This window comes from Turicibacter faecis (genome assembly GCF_037076425.1).
GTDB classification, from domain to species: Bacteria; Bacillota_I; Bacilli_A; order MOL361; family Turicibacteraceae; genus Turicibacter; species Turicibacter faecis.
In genome coordinates, this window is record NZ_AP028127.1 from 1,681,612 (window position 1) to 1,697,923 (window position 16,312).

13 protein-coding genes and 3 other annotated features are annotated in these 16,312 nt (G+C 35.3%); of the genes, 1 reads left to right on the top strand and 12 read right to left on the bottom strand.

The window, feature by feature from the left end:
* Positions 1–149 precede the first annotated feature (149 nt).
* Positions 150–2,786 (bottom strand): valine--tRNA ligase, encoded by a 2,637-nt coding sequence (locus AACH31_RS08350; protein WP_161831580.1) that lies wholly within the window; start codon positions 2,784–2,786, stop codon positions 150–152.
* A 1,847-nt stretch (positions 2,787–4,633) separates the two neighbouring features.
* Positions 4,634–4,851: a binding site (T-box leader), on the bottom strand.
* Positions 4,852–5,015: 164 nt separating this feature from the next.
* Between AACH31_RS08350 and AACH31_RS08355 the strand changes: the two genes are divergently transcribed.
* Positions 5,016–5,192, top strand: coding sequence for a hypothetical protein (locus AACH31_RS08355; protein ID WP_161831579.1), 177 nt, complete (start codon positions 5,016–5,018; stop codon positions 5,190–5,192).
* Between the two features lie 498 nt (positions 5,193–5,690).
* Here AACH31_RS08355 and AACH31_RS08360 read toward each other — a convergent pair whose 3' ends face one another.
* The 11 genes from AACH31_RS08360 to dnaI all read right to left on the bottom strand — a co-directional run bounded on the left by AACH31_RS08360 (position 5,691) and on the right by dnaI (position 16,307).
* On the bottom strand, positions 5,691–6,668 hold the full coding sequence (locus AACH31_RS08360; RefSeq protein WP_161831578.1) for a hypothetical protein: 978 nt from the start codon (positions 6,666–6,668) through the stop codon (positions 5,691–5,693).
* Complete coding sequence (locus AACH31_RS08365; RefSeq protein ID WP_161831577.1) at positions 6,652–7,896, bottom strand: hypothetical protein; 1,245 nt, start codon at positions 7,894–7,896, stop codon at positions 6,652–6,654. Before AACH31_RS08365 ends, AACH31_RS08360 begins: the two co-directional genes overlap by 17 nt.
* 234 nt (positions 7,897–8,130) lie before the next feature.
* A complete protein-coding gene (rplT, locus tag AACH31_RS08370) occupies positions 8,131–8,490 on the bottom strand; it encodes a 50S ribosomal protein L20 (RefSeq protein ID WP_055243298.1) in 360 nt (119 codons plus the stop codon).
* A 43-nt stretch (positions 8,491–8,533) separates the two neighbouring features.
* Positions 8,534–8,731 (bottom strand): 50S ribosomal protein L35, encoded by a 198-nt coding sequence (gene rpmI / locus AACH31_RS08375; RefSeq protein WP_161831576.1) that lies wholly within the window; start codon positions 8,729–8,731, stop codon positions 8,534–8,536.
* Between the two features lie 24 nt (positions 8,732–8,755).
* On the bottom strand, positions 8,756–9,292 hold the full coding sequence (infC, locus tag AACH31_RS08380) for a translation initiation factor IF-3 (RefSeq protein WP_262950841.1): 537 nt from the start codon (positions 9,290–9,292) through the stop codon (positions 8,756–8,758).
* Between the two features lie 25 nt (positions 9,293–9,317).
* Positions 9,318–9,458, bottom strand: a sequence feature (ribosomal protein L20 leader region).
* A 54-nt stretch (positions 9,459–9,512) separates the two neighbouring features.
* Complete coding sequence (locus AACH31_RS08385; RefSeq protein ID WP_161831575.1) at positions 9,513–10,499, bottom strand: hypothetical protein; 987 nt, start codon at positions 10,497–10,499, stop codon at positions 9,513–9,515.
* A 339-nt stretch (positions 10,500–10,838) separates the two neighbouring features.
* Entirely contained in the window at positions 10,839–12,026 is a 1,188-nt protein-coding gene (locus tag AACH31_RS08390; RefSeq protein ID WP_161831574.1) for a hypothetical protein, read from the bottom strand.
* Positions 12,027–12,044: 18 nt separating this feature from the next.
* Complete coding sequence (locus AACH31_RS08395) at positions 12,045–12,578, bottom strand: YiiX/YebB-like N1pC/P60 family cysteine hydrolase (RefSeq protein WP_338507164.1); 534 nt, start codon at positions 12,576–12,578, stop codon at positions 12,045–12,047.
* 69 nt (positions 12,579–12,647) lie between these two features.
* Positions 12,648–12,857: a hypothetical protein gene (locus tag AACH31_RS08400; RefSeq protein WP_161831572.1), complete on the bottom strand. Its 210-nt coding sequence runs from the start codon at positions 12,855–12,857 to the stop codon at positions 12,648–12,650.
* A gap of 237 nt (positions 12,858–13,094) precedes the next feature.
* Complete coding sequence (gene thrS / locus AACH31_RS08405) at positions 13,095–15,032, bottom strand: threonine--tRNA ligase (RefSeq protein ID WP_161831571.1); 1,938 nt, start codon at positions 15,030–15,032, stop codon at positions 13,095–13,097.
* 79 nt (positions 15,033–15,111) lie between these two features.
* Positions 15,112–15,323 (bottom strand) — a binding site (T-box leader).
* Positions 15,324–15,398: 75 nt separating this feature from the next.
* The gene (dnaI, locus tag AACH31_RS08410) at positions 15,399–16,307 is read right to left on the bottom strand and encodes a primosomal protein DnaI (RefSeq protein ID WP_161831570.1); all 909 of its coding nucleotides are present in this window, start codon (positions 16,305–16,307) and stop codon (positions 15,399–15,401) included.
* Positions 16,308–16,312: the final 5 nt, after the last annotated feature.

Sequence of the window (16,312 nt, forward strand, 5' to 3'; positions counted from 1 at the left end):
TTTAAAAGGTTTTTTCTTATAAAAATATAGTCAGACTTATCTATAATTTTATCAACTAATGTAGCATTTTTAAAGGACTTCCCAACCTTTCTACCTGATTCATACAAAAAAAGCCTTCGGTCAATGACCGAAAGCTTTTTTTGTAAAAATTATTTTTGAAGTTGTAATAAACGAGCTTCAACTGTTGCGTATTTTTCCTTATAATCTGAGAGTTTATGACGTTCTTCCTCTACTAAATGGGCAGGTGCTTTCGCCACAAATTTCTCATTTGCCAACTTTGATTCTCCGCGTTTAACCTCTGCAGCTAATTTCTTTAATTCAGCATTTAAACGCTCAATCTCCGCACTAACATCGATTAATCCATCAGTTGGTAAGAAAATATCCGCTCCCGTTACAACGGCAGTCATTGTTTCCTCATCTACCGTTAATCCCTTTTCGATAACTAATTCGCTTGGATTACAGAAACGTTGTAAATAGGCTTGGTTTGTCGTTAAATTTTCTAATGCCTCTTCTGACTTCGCGTTAATGAAAATACGAATTTGTTTACTCATCGGCGCTTCAACTTCCGCACGAATGTTACGAACACTTCGGATAATATCCATTAATAAAGTAAAATCAGTCATGGCTTTTGAATGATTATATTCCTCTTTAACAACTGGCCATGAAGCAACTGCACAAGCTGTATTTTCGCGAGTAATCATTTGGTAAATTTCTTCTGTCACAAATGGCATAAATGGATGTAATAATTTAACAATTGATTCTAATACGTACGTTAATACCATACGCGTTGAATGTTTGGCTTGTTCATCATCACCTTGTAATGGTAACTTAGCCATTTCAATATACCAGTTACAGAAATCTTCCCAGATAAAGTTATAAAGATGACGTCCAACTTCTCCAAACTCAAACTTATCCGCATTATAATTAATTGCTTCAATCGTTTCATTTAAACGTCCTAAAATAAATTGATCAGCAACGTTTAATGTAGCTTGAGATAAATCAACATCCTCGCACGTCATTCCATCTAAGTTCATAATAACGAATCGAGAAGCGTTCCAAATCTTATTAATAAAGTTCCATGTAGACTCTACTTTTTCTTCGATATAACGTAAATCTTGGCCTGGAGCCGAGTTTGTCGTTAAGAAATAGCGTAAACTATCCGCTCCATATTTTTCGATAACATCCATTGGGTCAACCCCGTTACCCAATGATTTACTCATCTTACGTCCTTCAGCATCACGAACTAATCCGTGAATAAGAACATTCTTAAATGGACGCTGGTCAGTGAACTCCAAACTTTGGAAAATCATACGTGATACCCAGAAGAAAATAATATCATACCCTGTAACAAGCGTATCCGTTGGGAAATAGGCTTTAAAGTCTTCTGAAGAAACATCTGGCCACCCAAGTGTTGTAAACGGCCATAATGCTGATGAGAACCATGTATCTAAAACATCTTCGTCTTGTGTCCATTGACTTGAATCAGCAGGTGCTTCCTCACCTACATACATTTCTCCCGTCTCTTTATGATACCAAGCCGGAATTTGATGTCCCCACCATAATTGACGTGAAATACACCAGTCATGAATATTCTCCATCCAACGTAAGAATGTATTTTCAAAGCGGTCCGGAACAAAGTTAACTTTATCGCTCGTTGACTGATTAGCAACTGAACGAGCAGCTAATTCTTCCATCTTAACAAACCATTGCGTTGATAAATACGGTTCAACAATTGCATTTGTACGCTCTGAGTGTCCAACCGAATGCACATGTTTTTCAATCTTAACGACTAATCCCGCTTCTTCTAAATCTTTTACTAACTGACGGCGTGCTTCAAAACGGTCCATTCCGCTATATTTACCAGCAAGCTCATTCATTGTTCCATCTAGATTCATACAAATTGGGCGTGCAAGATCATGACGATTTCCAACTTCAAAGTCGTTTGGATCATGTGCCGGAGTAATTTTAACAGCTCCCGTTCCGAAATCCATCTCAACGTACTCATCAGCAATAACCGGAATCGGCTTGTTATTCCCCGGAATTAATACGTTTTTACCTAGTAAGTGCTTATAACGCTCATCTTCTGGATGAACAGCTACCGCAACATCCCCAAACATCGTTTCTGGACGAGTGGTTGCTACTTCTAAGAAATCAGTTGTTCCTTCAATCATATATTTAAAGTGATAGAAAGCTCCTTCGATTTCTTTATGGATAACTTCAATATCTGATAAAGCGGTACGTGCTGCTGGGTCCCAGTTAATAATACGCTCACCACGATAAATTAACCCTTTTTCATATAATTGAACAAAGACTTTACGAACAGCCTTTGATAAACCTTCATCTAAGGTGAAACGCTCACGTGAATAATCTAAAGATAGCCCCATTTTTTCCCACTGTTGGCGAATAAATCCGGCATACTCTTCTTTCCACTCCCATGCTTTCTCCAAAAATGCTTCACGACCAATGTCATAACGTGAAACACCTTGCTCCTTTAAACGCGCATCTACTTTCGCTTGAGTCGCGATTCCAGCATGGTCCATTCCTGGTAACCATAACGCATCGTATCCTTGCATACGTTTCATACGGATAATAATATCTTGTAATGAAGTATCCCAAGCATGCCCTAAATGTAATTTTCCTGTTACATTAGGTGGTGGGATTACAATCGTATACTTAGGTTTATTCGATTGAGGTTGAGCTTTAAAGCAATCTTGCTCATACCAAAATGCATACTTACCATTTTCTACTTCTAAATGATTATACTTAGGTGCCAAGTTTTTTGACATTTTTGGTCCTCCTTATTATAGTGTGACTAGCGTTTTATTTGAAACAACAGGCCTATATAAACAAAGTAGGCTATCCCCACTTCCTCAAGATTCCTCGGCCATCGTCACCCTATCTAAAAAACAATAAAAAATACTCTTTAACTAAACCTCAGCACTAAACAATGACGATTGGAATAATCACCTTGTTCAATAAAACAAGGAGAATGGATGGATTTCTTTTTGATTAGGTTGGAATAATCTGAATTTACACATGGTGAGTGTGCTTATTCTATCAAATGAATGAATTAGATTCCTAATCAAATGGGAATAACCCGTTATGACGCGTGGTGAACGCGCATGACGAATCAAAAAATGGATGATGTCTCATTGTTAAATGCTTGCTTTTAATTAAAAATATTTTTCATATTTTTTGAAATCAATGAAAATGGACGTAAGATTCTTAAATCTCATGAAAATAAGCCTTTTTGTCTATCTCGTGTTTCTTTCTTGATAGGAATACGCTAGTATCCGTTCAAGAGTTAATCGGTCCTTTAAAAAACAATCATTAAAACCACTATGACGATTACCTAAATGATTTAAAAATATTTCGTCCCTCTTAAATTAATGATTCATTCCACCTGGATTTTGGACTTATCAATTAAAAAATATTCACCTTCACATAAAGGTCAAAACTGATTCAAGCGATTATTCTTTTTAATACGTTTATTTCGATTAACTTTTTTCACTCACCTAATTATTTTTAAAAAGAGACCATCTGCCCACAAGATATTCGATTAAAGTTGGGACATAGAATTAATTAACTAGTCATTATAATCCATTTGATTCAAAAGGAACCGTTTGCTAGGGTTCATCCTGCCATTTTAAAGACATTTTCTCATCAAAATAACGATAATACTCATTTTATAGACAAAAAAGATCTATAGATTTTATTTGAACCACCTGGATTTTGGAAAAATAAAATCTTATTGAAGTAAATCTCTATCGTTTTTCTTCATTTAGCAGGGAAGAATTTACTACTTAAACGTTGATAAGTACCACCTGGATTTTGGACCTCTACATTTTGATAAATAAATCCTGACTCTTTTCTAAATGAACTATCATTCATCATGAATGAATCATTATAAAACCACCTGGATTTTGGATTTATAAACATACGATGAAAAATTAACTTCCAAACTTCTTCGTTAAAAATATTTCTCTTATCGATATGGATTTAAGGTTTAAAGTGAAGAAAACCACCTGGATTTTAGCTTTCATGTTACACTTCATCACCCTAACACCTTTTCCTTTAATCCGTTCGATTATGATGAACCAGACTTAAAATTCTTTAATAGGTTAAATAGGTTCGATTTTATAAATACCACCTGGATTTTGGACTTATACTAGCTCCTATTTAACACGTCTTCATTTAATCCTCTTTTTAAGCAGTTTCTCCTTCAAAAAAAGTGAGAATATAAGCACCACCTGGATTTTGGCTCTCATATTTTATCTTTGTAACTCGTATTTAAAAGGTCTCTCACTGAATGTCAGACTCCTTTATTTATCAGCGCCTTTTTTAAATAAAAGGAAAACGATTGCTCTTTTAAATAATTGGAATCATCACTCTTCGTTTTAAAGAAAGTTTTTTATTTTGTTAAAATCTTAATCGTCATAAGTCATCAATAAATTCTTTAGTACTCTTTCAAAAACCAACCTTAGAACCTTACTCCGTGATTTTTAGAAGAACATGGTGGGAGAATCTATCCTTTTCCTTATTTATGATGAATTAAGCTTTATACCGATATCGTAGCAATTCAAGGACGTTATCTGTTATTATCAAGCCGCAAAAAAAAGCACTCCGCCCTATAACTAAGGACGAAATGCTACTATTCCGCGGTACCACCTTGTTTGCAGGTTCAAAAACCTACCTCTCTAAACTTTAACGCAGTAAACGAAATTTCCTACTTTTATTTCAGAAACTCAACTCACAGGCTACTTCAAAGTGATCACATAAGGTTCTTTCAGCTATGAAACCTCTCTCTAGAATGTGAAGGAAACTTTTACTCCTCCTGATCATCGTTTTTTATATCACATTATATACACTGATATTCTACTATAATCCGCCTCCTTATTCAAGAGTTAGTCAAAAATTTTATAACCTTCTACACGAAAAATATTTATTTTCTTTTGTGAAAACGAATTGATACTCCGTTTCCTGTCCGCATAGACTATAGCATAGGGGGTGAAAATATGGGACGCTATCAGCGGGGTGGAGGGTTTAGAGCTTATTTGCAATCCCTTCGCTCAATTATTTCTGTTTTATTTTTCTATCAACTTTATTTAATCATTTTTTCATTTTCCCAATTTGATTTTGTAATGCTCATGATTCTTGGAGGATTACTCGGACTTTTGTGGTGGATTTGCTAATTCAGCCTAACATAAAAGTAGGCCATGACTCCAGGTCTGTAGCCTTTTTAAAAAGCAATCGTTTCGCCTCATTGAACGATTGCTTTTTGCGTTCTAACTATCGTTTCACTAGAATCAATTGATTCGATAACGTTCTAATTCTCCCTTTCTCCTTCTATCCTTTAAGCAACAGCCCTTCAAACAATGGTAGCTAAACTGTCATCGCTAACTCCATTCGATTAATGACCGTTAAATAAGGATTCCTTATCACGACAATGGAACATTTAAACGATCAAATCCACTGTCATACGAATGAAAAGTCCCCTCCTTTTCATCCATACAAAAAAAGTAATCGGAAGAACATTCAATTCCAATTACTTTTTTCATAGCTAATATACAAACAGAATAACCCTTTGCCTTTGATAAACTTTCCCTCACACGAATCATCAGCGGTTACTCAGCCGAAAATTTTTATAAAGCAACCACCTATCCCCATTTTTCATAACAGAGGAGATTCATTTATGATGACTTCGTTCCGGTTGTTGAACTCGGCGGCGGTGCATTAAATTGGTCATACACCTGCAAAGCCATTAAGTGGGGGGCGATACACTCATTTAATAACGCAATATTAATGAGCGAATGATCCTGTAAATTTTGATTTAATTCCTCTAGGTCAATACAAAGTGATCGAAAAAAGAAATAGTGTCGCAGCGCTTGAACCTTCTCATTTTTTACGTAATCTAAAATAATGGAATGCAACCCTGGGACTTGATGATAATTTTCTAAAAACAAACACATGTCGACAGAGGAAATAGAAAACATACTCTTTTCAAAGTTAATTAAATAGGACGACTTTTCAGTTACTAATAAATTAGCAACATTTACATCCCCATGAATTAAACTAATCGGCATTTTTTTATCTTTCTTGATTAAATCATAAAATTTCTTTAACTCATCATGAGCATGATGCAACATCGTATACAACATGGGATAGACCATCATAAAATACCACTCAAAAGGAGAGCGATCCTGCCTCAACTCAAAAGCCTCCATATTTTTTTGCAACGCATCATAACTATCTTGTAACCTCTTATAATCTTTATTATAAATACGTTGCAGCTCATCATCACGCACATCGACTTCTAACGCTGTTTCAGCGTGTAGTTTCCCAAGTAATTCAATGTAATAGTGAATCTGTTGCTCAAGCGGAAGTGGGATAGTCTGAACATAGTCCGTGAGGTAAAAAAAATGATCGCGCCAAGGGACGCAGTGCTTATTATCCCTTGTGCGATAAATAGGTAATATATTATGTGACAACGATTTATACGCAAAAAGTTGCTTCATAATAAACTCATCATTCCCACTAGCGACTTTTAACAAATACTCGTGATTAGTCGCTCTAATTTTCATAGATTTTTGCGTAATCGGTGTTATCGATTCAATTACTAAATTATAATGGGCCTGAACAAATTCCTTTATCTCATCGTAATTTGCCATAGTTAATCATCACACGATCTCCACAGCGTAATGGTGTAGCCAACTCATCCTTATTATAAATTTCTTTTTCTGACACCCCATACTTTGTGCAAATATTTGTGATCGTTGTTTCCTCTTCTTGAACAAAAATGATTTTTAAAATGCTTTCCCCATCTGAAAATTGATTAGCAATTGAATCTTCATTTGAAACAACTGAAACTGACGTATTAGGGGCTAATTCTTCCATCTTTTCTGCCACTTCAAGCAACTCTGCTTCTTCTACTGGTTGTGTTGCTTCTACAACTGTTTCCACAACGTCTTCTACTGAATCATTTGTAATTGGATGTTCCCCTTCTAATGAGTATAACATATCAAAAATTTCTGATTTCTGTTGAGGTTTCACTGTGACTTCTGCAGCGTTCTCTTTCTTGATTGGAAATGGTAACACTTCATCTGTCTCTTCAACCTCTACCTCTTGGTGAACCACTGGAATTTCTGGAACAGCCTTATGATGCTCTTTTTCTACCTTAACTTCTTCCCCGACCACTGGTTCTACAACCGTTACTTCAGTCTCTTTCGTTGGTTCTACTACATTTTCCACGGTTGAATCAGAAACAGTAGCTGTTTGCTTCTCAATCACTTTTTTAATCTTATCAGTTAAAGCTTCTTTACGCTCTTCAGCTAACATTGGATCAATAGCCTCGTGCATCGGTTGATGATCGAATACAACCTCGTCAAAATCGATATAATCCGAATCATCTTCTACTACTTCGATTTCGTTCACTTCCTCAACTGCAGGTTCTACTTCCACAACTTCACAAACCTCAGACTTAGCAACTTCGGCACCTTTATTAAACATCACAGGGGCCTGTGTTTGAGAGTCCTCTTCATGGTGATCCTCATCTACTAATTTCACCACATCACCTAAGTCATATCCTTCTAATGTTAAATTTAAAGATAAGGCTAAACTATTATCACCTTTTACATCATAATCAAAATTCGTAATATCGGCATTAATATCCCCTTTTTTACCGCTATTAGGTAAAGTAATATCAAGTGGAATATGCTCAGTAAATGTTTTTTGTGTTCCCTCTGTTGTTAAGTACTCTCCATCAATCGATACATCGCCGCGTAAAGATAAATAATCTCCTTCATCGTGCGCCTTTGTGCTTGGCACAATATTAAGCGATACGATATCTGCTATGTTGTTGATCGGTAATGTACAATCCCAATTAAATGAATAACTCATGTTAGACCCTCCTAATTTGATATTTCAATTCATTATATTCTTCAAATTCTAAAATATGTGAAATCGAGATCAAAAATGATTCAACATTTCAATTGAAAAACTTCCAAATTAATACGGATAAACATGAGCTCTCGTTTAAAACACCCCACATATCTATCTAACTAACCCATTTAAATCATAAAAAAAAGCATCCCTAAAGGATGCTTATTCTCTTAAAAAATATGAAACAATAAATTATTTATTCATTGCTTCTTTAGCTGTATTAGCTAAAGTTGCGAATGCAGCAGCATCAGAAACAGCTAAGTCTGCTAACATTTTACGGTTAACTTCGATTCCAGCTAATTTTAATCCGTGCATTAATTTGCTGTATGATAATCCGTTCATACGAGCAGCCGCATTGATACGAGTGATCCATAATTTACGGAAATCACGTTTTTTCTGACGACGGTCACGGTAAGCGTATTGTAATGATTTCATTACTTGCTCATTTGCTGTTTTGTATAATGTATGTTTAGATCCGAAATAACCTTTTGCTAATTTTAAAACGCGTTTACGACGTTTGCGTGATACAACTCCACCTTTTACACGTGGCATAATGAGTTCCTCCTTTGTTGTTACGAAAAATGTTTAGTGATTATTATAAGCTATATAACATATCTTTAATACGTTTGTAATCGCTATTAGATACAACAGCTGATTTAGCTAAGTGTTTCTTTTGTTTTGTTGTTTTGTTATGAGCTAAATGGCTTGTATAAGCGTGAGAACGTTTTAATTTTCCTGATCCTGTACGTTTAAAGCGTTTAGCAGCTCCACGATGAGATTTCATTTTTGGCATGGTAGAGTTCCTCCTTTATCTTTTCTACTTTTTCTTTGGTGCTAAAACGAGAAACATTGAGCGTCCGTCAAGTTTAGGATTTGATTCTAAATCCGCAATCTCAGCGCACCCCTCAGCAAAGCGAGTTAAAACGTTACGTCCAAATTCCGTGTGTGCGATTTCTCGTCCTTTAAAACGTACACTTACTTTAACTTTATCACCTTTTGCAAGGAATTTTTGTGCATTTTTCAACTTTGTATTAAAGTCGTGTTGCTCAATGTTAGGACTTAAACGAACTTCTTTTAAACTCACAGTCGTTTGGTTTTTACGAGCCTCACGAGCGTGACGTTGTTGTTCGTAACGGTATTTACCATAATCCATAATACGACAAACAATTGGGTTAGCTTGTGGTGCAACACATACTAAATCTAAGTTTTTCTCAGAAGCAGCACGTAATGCATCTTTACGTTGCATTAATCCTAATTGCTCACGATTCGGACCAATCACTAACATTTCCTTTGCACGGATATCTTCATTGATTAAGCTCTCGTTTTTTACATTTTTCTTGCTAATGATGAGCACCTCCAATTTTATAGAACATTCATGGAAAAAAAGAAAAACGCAAGCACTATAACCTAAGATAAAGCGCCCACGTTTAAATCACAATCACGTAACATCGTAACGATGTGACCTTGAACCTATCAACTGAAGCTGATCAGGTGAGAAGTGGGTACTTCTTCTTTCCACATGATATTCACATTTATTAATTTTAACACCTCAATTAGTTTATGTCAACTAGGTATTAAATATTCTTCAATTTTTTTAGATTATCATCATTTAACAATGGACTTTGCATTAATAGCTGTAAAGCTTCATCATTAATGATTTGATCCTCGATTAGTTTACCATACGTTCCGTTACAAAGCAACTCTTTATAATAAGAATTAAAAATTTCCAATGTTAACACATCTTCGTCAATATACCTCTTCATTTGTCTTAAATGTTTACTCATACTTATTTTATCAATAGTTTCATAATCAAAAAACTTTAAATACGCAGTTGGTGTTGCAAATAACGGTGTTATCATTTCAAAGGAAGACTGAATCTTCACTCGCTTCGCAGGTTCTTGATCGATGTATTCCTTTAAATATTCAAAATCGACCTCATTATTAGCATATAACAACTCCATCTCATCCCCAAACAAACGCATTCCCTTTTGAACTTTATAATACGGTTCAGAAAGATCATCGACAAATGCCCCAATTACCGGATTAATGTGCAACAAAAGTTGGCTTACTGAATATTTTCCGACAACCCCAAACAAAGGAAAGGATAAAATAAAAAGAATGACTAAAAGATATGTATACGCATGTAAGGCACTTAAACATCCACTTAAAAGATGGTCCACCTTACGATCAAACTTAATTTGCGGACATAAATAGTTTTCCCATTCATAGTTCACTGAAAAAACATAGAGTAAACTTTTAAATACGGCAAATAGCAAAATAAATAAAATCATAAAAATAATAAACGGAAGCACGTATTGCTCATAAGGTTGAAGAACGTAACTAAAACTTTCCGGAATCCATGAAGAAAAATCAAAGGTTGAAAAAAAGCGATTCATCAGCATCGTGGTAATTCCAAAAGAAAGGACGCCAGCTAAAATCATCGATGCTAATTGCATTAACAAGTGAAGCAAATTCAAACGATACGAACGCTTATAATAGGTTGATACGATTAAATAAAAAACAGCAATGATTGCTAGATCTAAGATTAAACTTTTTATCACTTCTGTTACCCCCATCATGTAAGACTCTCTCAAACTATTCCTTACATTTTAAGCCATCACCCTTATATTTATGCCCATGAACGTTCCACTTTTTCAGCTAACAAAATCTCTTTCAACGACAAAAAAAACACTTAAACGCCATTAAGCCTTTAAGTGTTTTTTTATTTCATTACAGGGATTATCCCCTATCATCTTAATGATTATCCCTTCTAAATATCAATCGAAACCGATAAGATACGTTTTTTCATCACAATCTTCAAAGATAGCAAAAAGGCAAGATTCGTTCATCTTGCCCTTTTGGGTAATCTCTTAATCGTTTTAGTTTCTTTTTCACCTGCGCTATTTGTCAGAATCCTTTTTAATTAAATCCATCGAAATATCAACGAGTGTTGGCGTCCTACTATCCAAGCTTTCAAGGGTCGTCGTCCCTAGTTTACTAAAGTTGGCATCATAAACATCTAATTCTATGTTTTCTCCTTCGTAAAGACGATTTTCTAATAAGATGATTTGATTTTGAAAGTCAAATCCAGCCATCCGTTTATCCCCGTACAAAAACACTTCATAATTCGCATTCTCGATATCATTTAAGTCTATTTTTAATAGTAAATTATCCTCTTGATACAATCCCTTTTGATAGTCTGAGGCTTCCGACGATTTATTACAAAGAACCTCCAAAAACAATTCATCGTCACTAAGACTAAATCTAGAAGCCGGAACACATTGCTCGCGTTCTTTCGAGTCTGTTTCAGGATAGCTTACTTTCTTTTGAATAGTCAGATTCTCATCAACTTCCAAAATCATAAACGAGCCATTTTCCTCGTCAGTCCCAAATATAAACAACTTATTATTAGCGTGATAGAACTCAATAGGACCATCATTTATTCCGAGATTATCTCTAATATCGCAAGAATAAAGTAAATTAAATGATAAATCATAGACTAAAATTTTCTCCTCAATTATTAGATTGTCATCCTCATCTAATTCGGGAGAAGCTGTGTTAGCGTATAGAAAAATTTTATTATTAAACATGACACCATTTCTTATAGCCAGTTCACTTTCAAACTCCTTACAAACCCACTCATCTGCCAAATAGCACGCCCCAGAATTATATAACCCTTCCTCGGCGAATCCTCCATTCACGGTTAAAAAAAGCTGTTGAGAGAATGGATTAATCACATCATAAATTTTATTTAAGGTCGGTAGCGTTGTAATTTCTTTTGTGTCATAATCATAGAATGACGGCGTTTTGGCAATATAGCCATCAAAATACACTTGCTGACCGAGTTGTTTCAGGTAAGAATACTCAATTCCTGTTTCCACTGGAAACTCCTCATAGTTTTTTACCCTTCCTTGATCGTCCGTTGTCACTAAGACGGAGTTGTTATACGGATCTTGACTTACAATATATTTCGCACTAAACTCAGTGGCCGAATCCGATGGACCCCCCTGCTTCATCTGATGAAAGACATAGGAAGCAAGTACAATAAAAATAAGTAAGCCACCCAATTGTAACACTCTTTTTCTCATATTAATCCCCTTTTTTCATTATTTTACCTTCTGATAGAAAAATACATTATCATCCCATAAAATCTGATACGGAGTGACACCTACAATACCTGATGGAATCGGAAAGCTTGTTTTAGCATTCCCTACATTATAACCAGCCGCCAACCACGCCTTGTATACTAATTTTGAACAGTACCAAGCATTTGTGCTAGATAGTGTAGTTTTAATTGCATATGGTTTTCCTATTTGTTGCCTTGCATAATTCACAGCTGTTTTATACTTCGCTTGAGTTGCCCCGCCCACGTATAACTCATCCGTGTTATATTTTGCCCAAAACGACTTATATCTATTTTTACTAGCCACTCCGAAGTCTGGGTGCGCTTCGATCACATAATTGGTTGTAAAATCAGCAATACCCGCATGACCATGGTTCCACTCTACATATACCCCTCCTGTCTTAGGCCATCTCCACGAAAAGGTCTTATCCATACTAATTAAGATATCACCATAATTAGTCCAGTCTGCCCTAGCTGTATAATTTACACTATTAGGGACTAAGCTATCCTTTTTCATTTCTGTAATAGCATCAATCTCCTCTCTATTTAAATCCGCTATAACTTCTAAGACATTTCTAGTAGCATCTTACCTTTCATCCTCGGGTAACTTATCAATAATAGGTTGATTCAAATCCCTAATTTGTTGTGAATAGGTTTTTAAATCACTTGAACGCATAAGAAAATCTTCAGGCATTATTACCTCATAGTCTGATTTTGCAAAAACACCCTCTGCATTTGCTAATGACATACTTGTAGCCATAAATAGGCCAATAATAACTTTGCTAGTTACTTTCATATAAACTCTCATCTCCTTAATAGTTATTAAATTAATCCCCTATAAAATTTCAGATCAATTCCTCTACAATTTTACAAAAAAACTTTTTTCTGTCAATATACCACAAAAAAATACATTTATGGAATTTATGCTTTTAATAATATTTATGACAAATAATCCCTTTCTCTTTCAACGACAAAAAAACACTTAAACGCCATTAAGCCTTTAGGTGTTTTTTTATTTCATCACATGGATCAATTATTCAGGTAGATAATTTTTACGTTCTGCAATTTCATCTACTAAGAAATGGATAAATTCTTTTAATGGTAATGTTGTTGTTTTTTGTTCTCCAAAGCGGCGGAATGTCACTTCTTTATTCGCAACCTCTTTATCTCCTAAAACAATAGACATTGGAACCTTTTTAGTTTGTGATTCACGGATTTTATATCCCATTTTTTCTTCACGATCGTCTAATTCGAAGCGAACTTTATATTTACGTAACTCTTTCGCTACTTCTTGCGCATACTCTAAATGATATTGGTTATTTACTGGAATCACAGTGACTTGTGTTGGTGCTAACCATAATGGGAATGCCCCTTTATAAGTTTCAATTAAGTAGGCCATAAAACGTTCATATGTTCCGATTAATCCACGGTGCATAACGACAGGACGCACTTTTTCTCCTGTTTCAGAAACGTATGTTAAATCAAAACGTTCTGGTAATAAGAAGTCTAACTGAATAGTTGACATAGTGATATCATGTCCTAATGCTGTTTTAATTTGAATATCTAATTTAGGACCGTAGAAGGCTGCTTCTCCTTCCGCTTCAATAAACGGAATATTATTTTCAACTAATGTTTCACGTAACATTGATTCTGCTGTTTCCCACATTTGATCATCATCAAAATACTTTTCTTTATTTTGAGGGTCACGAAGTGACAGACGATAATAGTTAATTTCCACTCCGAAATCTTTGATTACTCGGTGAATTAACTCTAAGCAGCGTGAGAACTCTTCCTTAATTTGATCAGGACGAACAAATAAGTGAGAATCTGTTAATGTCATCGCACGAACACGTTCAAGACCTGTTAACGCACCTGAAGCTTCAAAACGGTGTTGAATAACTTGCTCAGCATAGCGAATTGGTAAATCACGATATGAACGTAATTTTGTTTTATAAACCATCATATGATGCGGACAAGACATTGGACGTAACACAAGCTCTTCATTATCCATCTCCATTGGAACAAACATATCTTCTTTATAGTGTGACCAGTGTCCTGATGTACGATATAAATCAACTGATCCAAGAACTGGTGTCGCTACGTGTTGATATCCGTATTCTTCCTCTAAATCGATAATGTAACGTTCAATTTGTTGGCGAACCTTCATTCCGTTTGGTAACCAAATAGGTAATCCCTGTCCAACTAATGGACTGAATGTAAATAATTCTAATTCACGTCCGATTTTTTTATGATCGCGCTCTTTACGCTCTTCTAAAATACGTAAATGTTCAGCTAATTGATCTTTCGTATTCGCAGCTGCCCCATAAATACGTGTTAACATTTTATTATCACTGTCTCCACGCCAATAAGCACCAGCCACATTTAATAATTTAAAGAATTTAATATCTTTTGTATTTGCAACGTGAACCCCACTACATAAGTCAGTGAAATCACCTTCTGAATAAGTAGTAATCACTTCGTTAGCTGGAATAGCGTCAATTAATTCTAATTTATATTCATCGTTTGCAAATAACGCTTTTGCTTCCTCACGGCTTAATTCATGACGAACGATGGGTAAGGCTTCAGACGAAATTTTGTGCATCATCTTTTCAATAGCTGCTAAATCCGCCTCTGTGATTTTTGCTTCTGTATCAATATCATAGTAGAACCCATCTTCAATCGCTGGACCTACCCCAAATTTTGCATCTGGATATAAACGTTTAACAGCTGCCGCCATTAAATGCGCCGCTGAATGGTTGATAATTTCCCATGCTTCCGGACGATCATTTGTAATTAATTCAATTTTGGCATCTGCTTCAATCGGACGAGTGAAGTCATATAAATGTCCGTTCACCTTTGCAGCCACGCATCGTTTACGTAATCCTGGTGAAATAGATTGTGCAATCGCCTCAGCGGTTACTCCTTTATCAAATTGTTTTACATTTCCATCAGGGAAAGTAATGTTAATCATAATATTTCCTCCTTTTTGTATCTTTTGATAACGGGAGCGATTATTTTGACAATAAAAAAAATCGCTCCTAATCTTTACAAGTAGGAACGATTAAAATCGCGGTACCATCCTAATTCCGATAAGAAAATTCTTATCAGCAACTTAATTTCGCTTTAACGCAGCAAACGGGAATCTTTTTCAAGTCCAGTTCAAAGGGAGTAATTTAATAAGCGTTCTTAGTAACCTTTCAGCTAATAGTCACTTCTCTAAAAAGACGTTTTTATTAAACCGTATCCTTTTCAAAACCTTTAATATTTATTTATATTATATCACTGAGTCATATTATAATGCATGATTTTTTTAAAATCAAGAAAAAATCTGATGATTTCATCGTTTTTGTCGATAGTTTGTTCCTGCAATTTTAACGGGGACGGTTAAGGCCTTAATTCGTTCTAACACACGTGCTCCTTTAATCTCTTCGACTTCACCTTTTTGCGTATATGAATAGTGATGCTGCAATTGTTGATAGTCTAGATTAGAACTAAAGAAGGTTGGTAGCCCCTGATGCATGCGATAATTCAAAATGCGTCCAAGGACTTCATCCCTCATCCAACTCGTCATTGACTCACTTCCAATATCATCAAGCATGAGAACCTCAATCTCTTTGAGTTGCTCAATCTTATCGTAAGCACCATTCGTTTCACTATTAAAGCCTGATTTAATTTCAGCAATAAGTTCCGGAAAGTAAACGAGCCCACAAACAATTCCTCGTTGCGATAAAATATTAGCTATTGCACTTAACATATACGTTTTTCCTGTCCCAAACGGTCCATATAAATAAAGACCTCTTCCCTTTTTGGTCGACATATATTCGTTAATAAATAACGTCGCTTTTTCATAAAATTCCACCCGTTCAGGGTCCATAATAAATCTTTCGAAATTAGCGTTTAAAATGTCTGATGGCATATGAAAACTTTTAATATTTTCTAAATGACGTTGATTTAAAGCATATTGGCACGGCGTATATGACACCTTTAACTGTTTATGGACCGGCTTTAACATCGGATAATGCCCCTTTACCGGTTGGCAACAGTGATCAATCCCTTTACATCCCTGACACTTCTCTTTATTTCTTAAAAACTCATCTAAATCAGAAATATAACTCGAAATTAATGAAAGTTCAATTTCATCGCCATACTGGCTTAACGCTTCTTTAATCGATGGATCATCAATAATTTCACGATAGGCCTCCTGAGCATTTTTAGGTTTTGCCATTAACTCCCCAATCCGTTGCATCTTGC

What these genes read in the sequence shown, in the direction of transcription:
- rplT (WP_055243298.1), bottom strand. Translation starts at nt 8,490, where the DNA reads ATGCCACGTGTAAAAGGTGGAGTTGTATCACGCAAACGTCGTAAACGC.
- AACH31_RS08400 (WP_161831572.1), bottom strand. Translation starts at nt 12,857, where the DNA reads ATGAAAGTAACTAGCAAAGTTATTATTGGCCTATTTATGGCTACAAGT.
- AACH31_RS08395 (WP_338507164.1), bottom strand. Translation starts at nt 12,578, where the DNA reads ATGAAAAAGGATAGCTTAGTCCCTAATAGTGTAAATTATACAGCTAGG.
- thrS (WP_161831571.1), bottom strand. Translation starts at nt 15,032, where the DNA reads ATGATTAACATTACTTTCCCTGATGGAAATGTAAAACAATTTGATAAA.
- AACH31_RS08390 (WP_161831574.1), bottom strand. Translation starts at nt 12,026, where the DNA reads ATGAGAAAAAGAGTGTTACAATTGGGTGGCTTACTTATTTTTATTGTA.
- rpmI (WP_161831576.1), bottom strand. Translation starts at nt 8,731, where the DNA reads ATGCCAAAAATGAAATCTCATCGTGGAGCTGCTAAACGCTTTAAACGT.
- AACH31_RS08365 (WP_161831577.1), bottom strand. Translation starts at nt 7,896, where the DNA reads ATGAGTTATTCATTTAATTGGGATTGTACATTACCGATCAACAACATA.
- dnaI (WP_161831570.1), bottom strand. Translation starts at nt 16,307, where the DNA reads ATGCAACGGATTGGGGAGTTAATGGCAAAACCTAAAAATGCTCAGGAG.
- AACH31_RS08355 (WP_161831579.1), top strand. Translation starts at nt 5,016, where the DNA reads ATGGGACGCTATCAGCGGGGTGGAGGGTTTAGAGCTTATTTGCAATCC.
- AACH31_RS08350 (WP_161831580.1), bottom strand. Translation starts at nt 2,786, where the DNA reads ATGTCAAAAAACTTGGCACCTAAGTATAATCATTTAGAAGTAGAAAAT.
- AACH31_RS08360 (WP_161831578.1), bottom strand. Translation starts at nt 6,668, where the DNA reads ATGGCAAATTACGATGAGATAAAGGAATTTGTTCAGGCCCATTATAAT.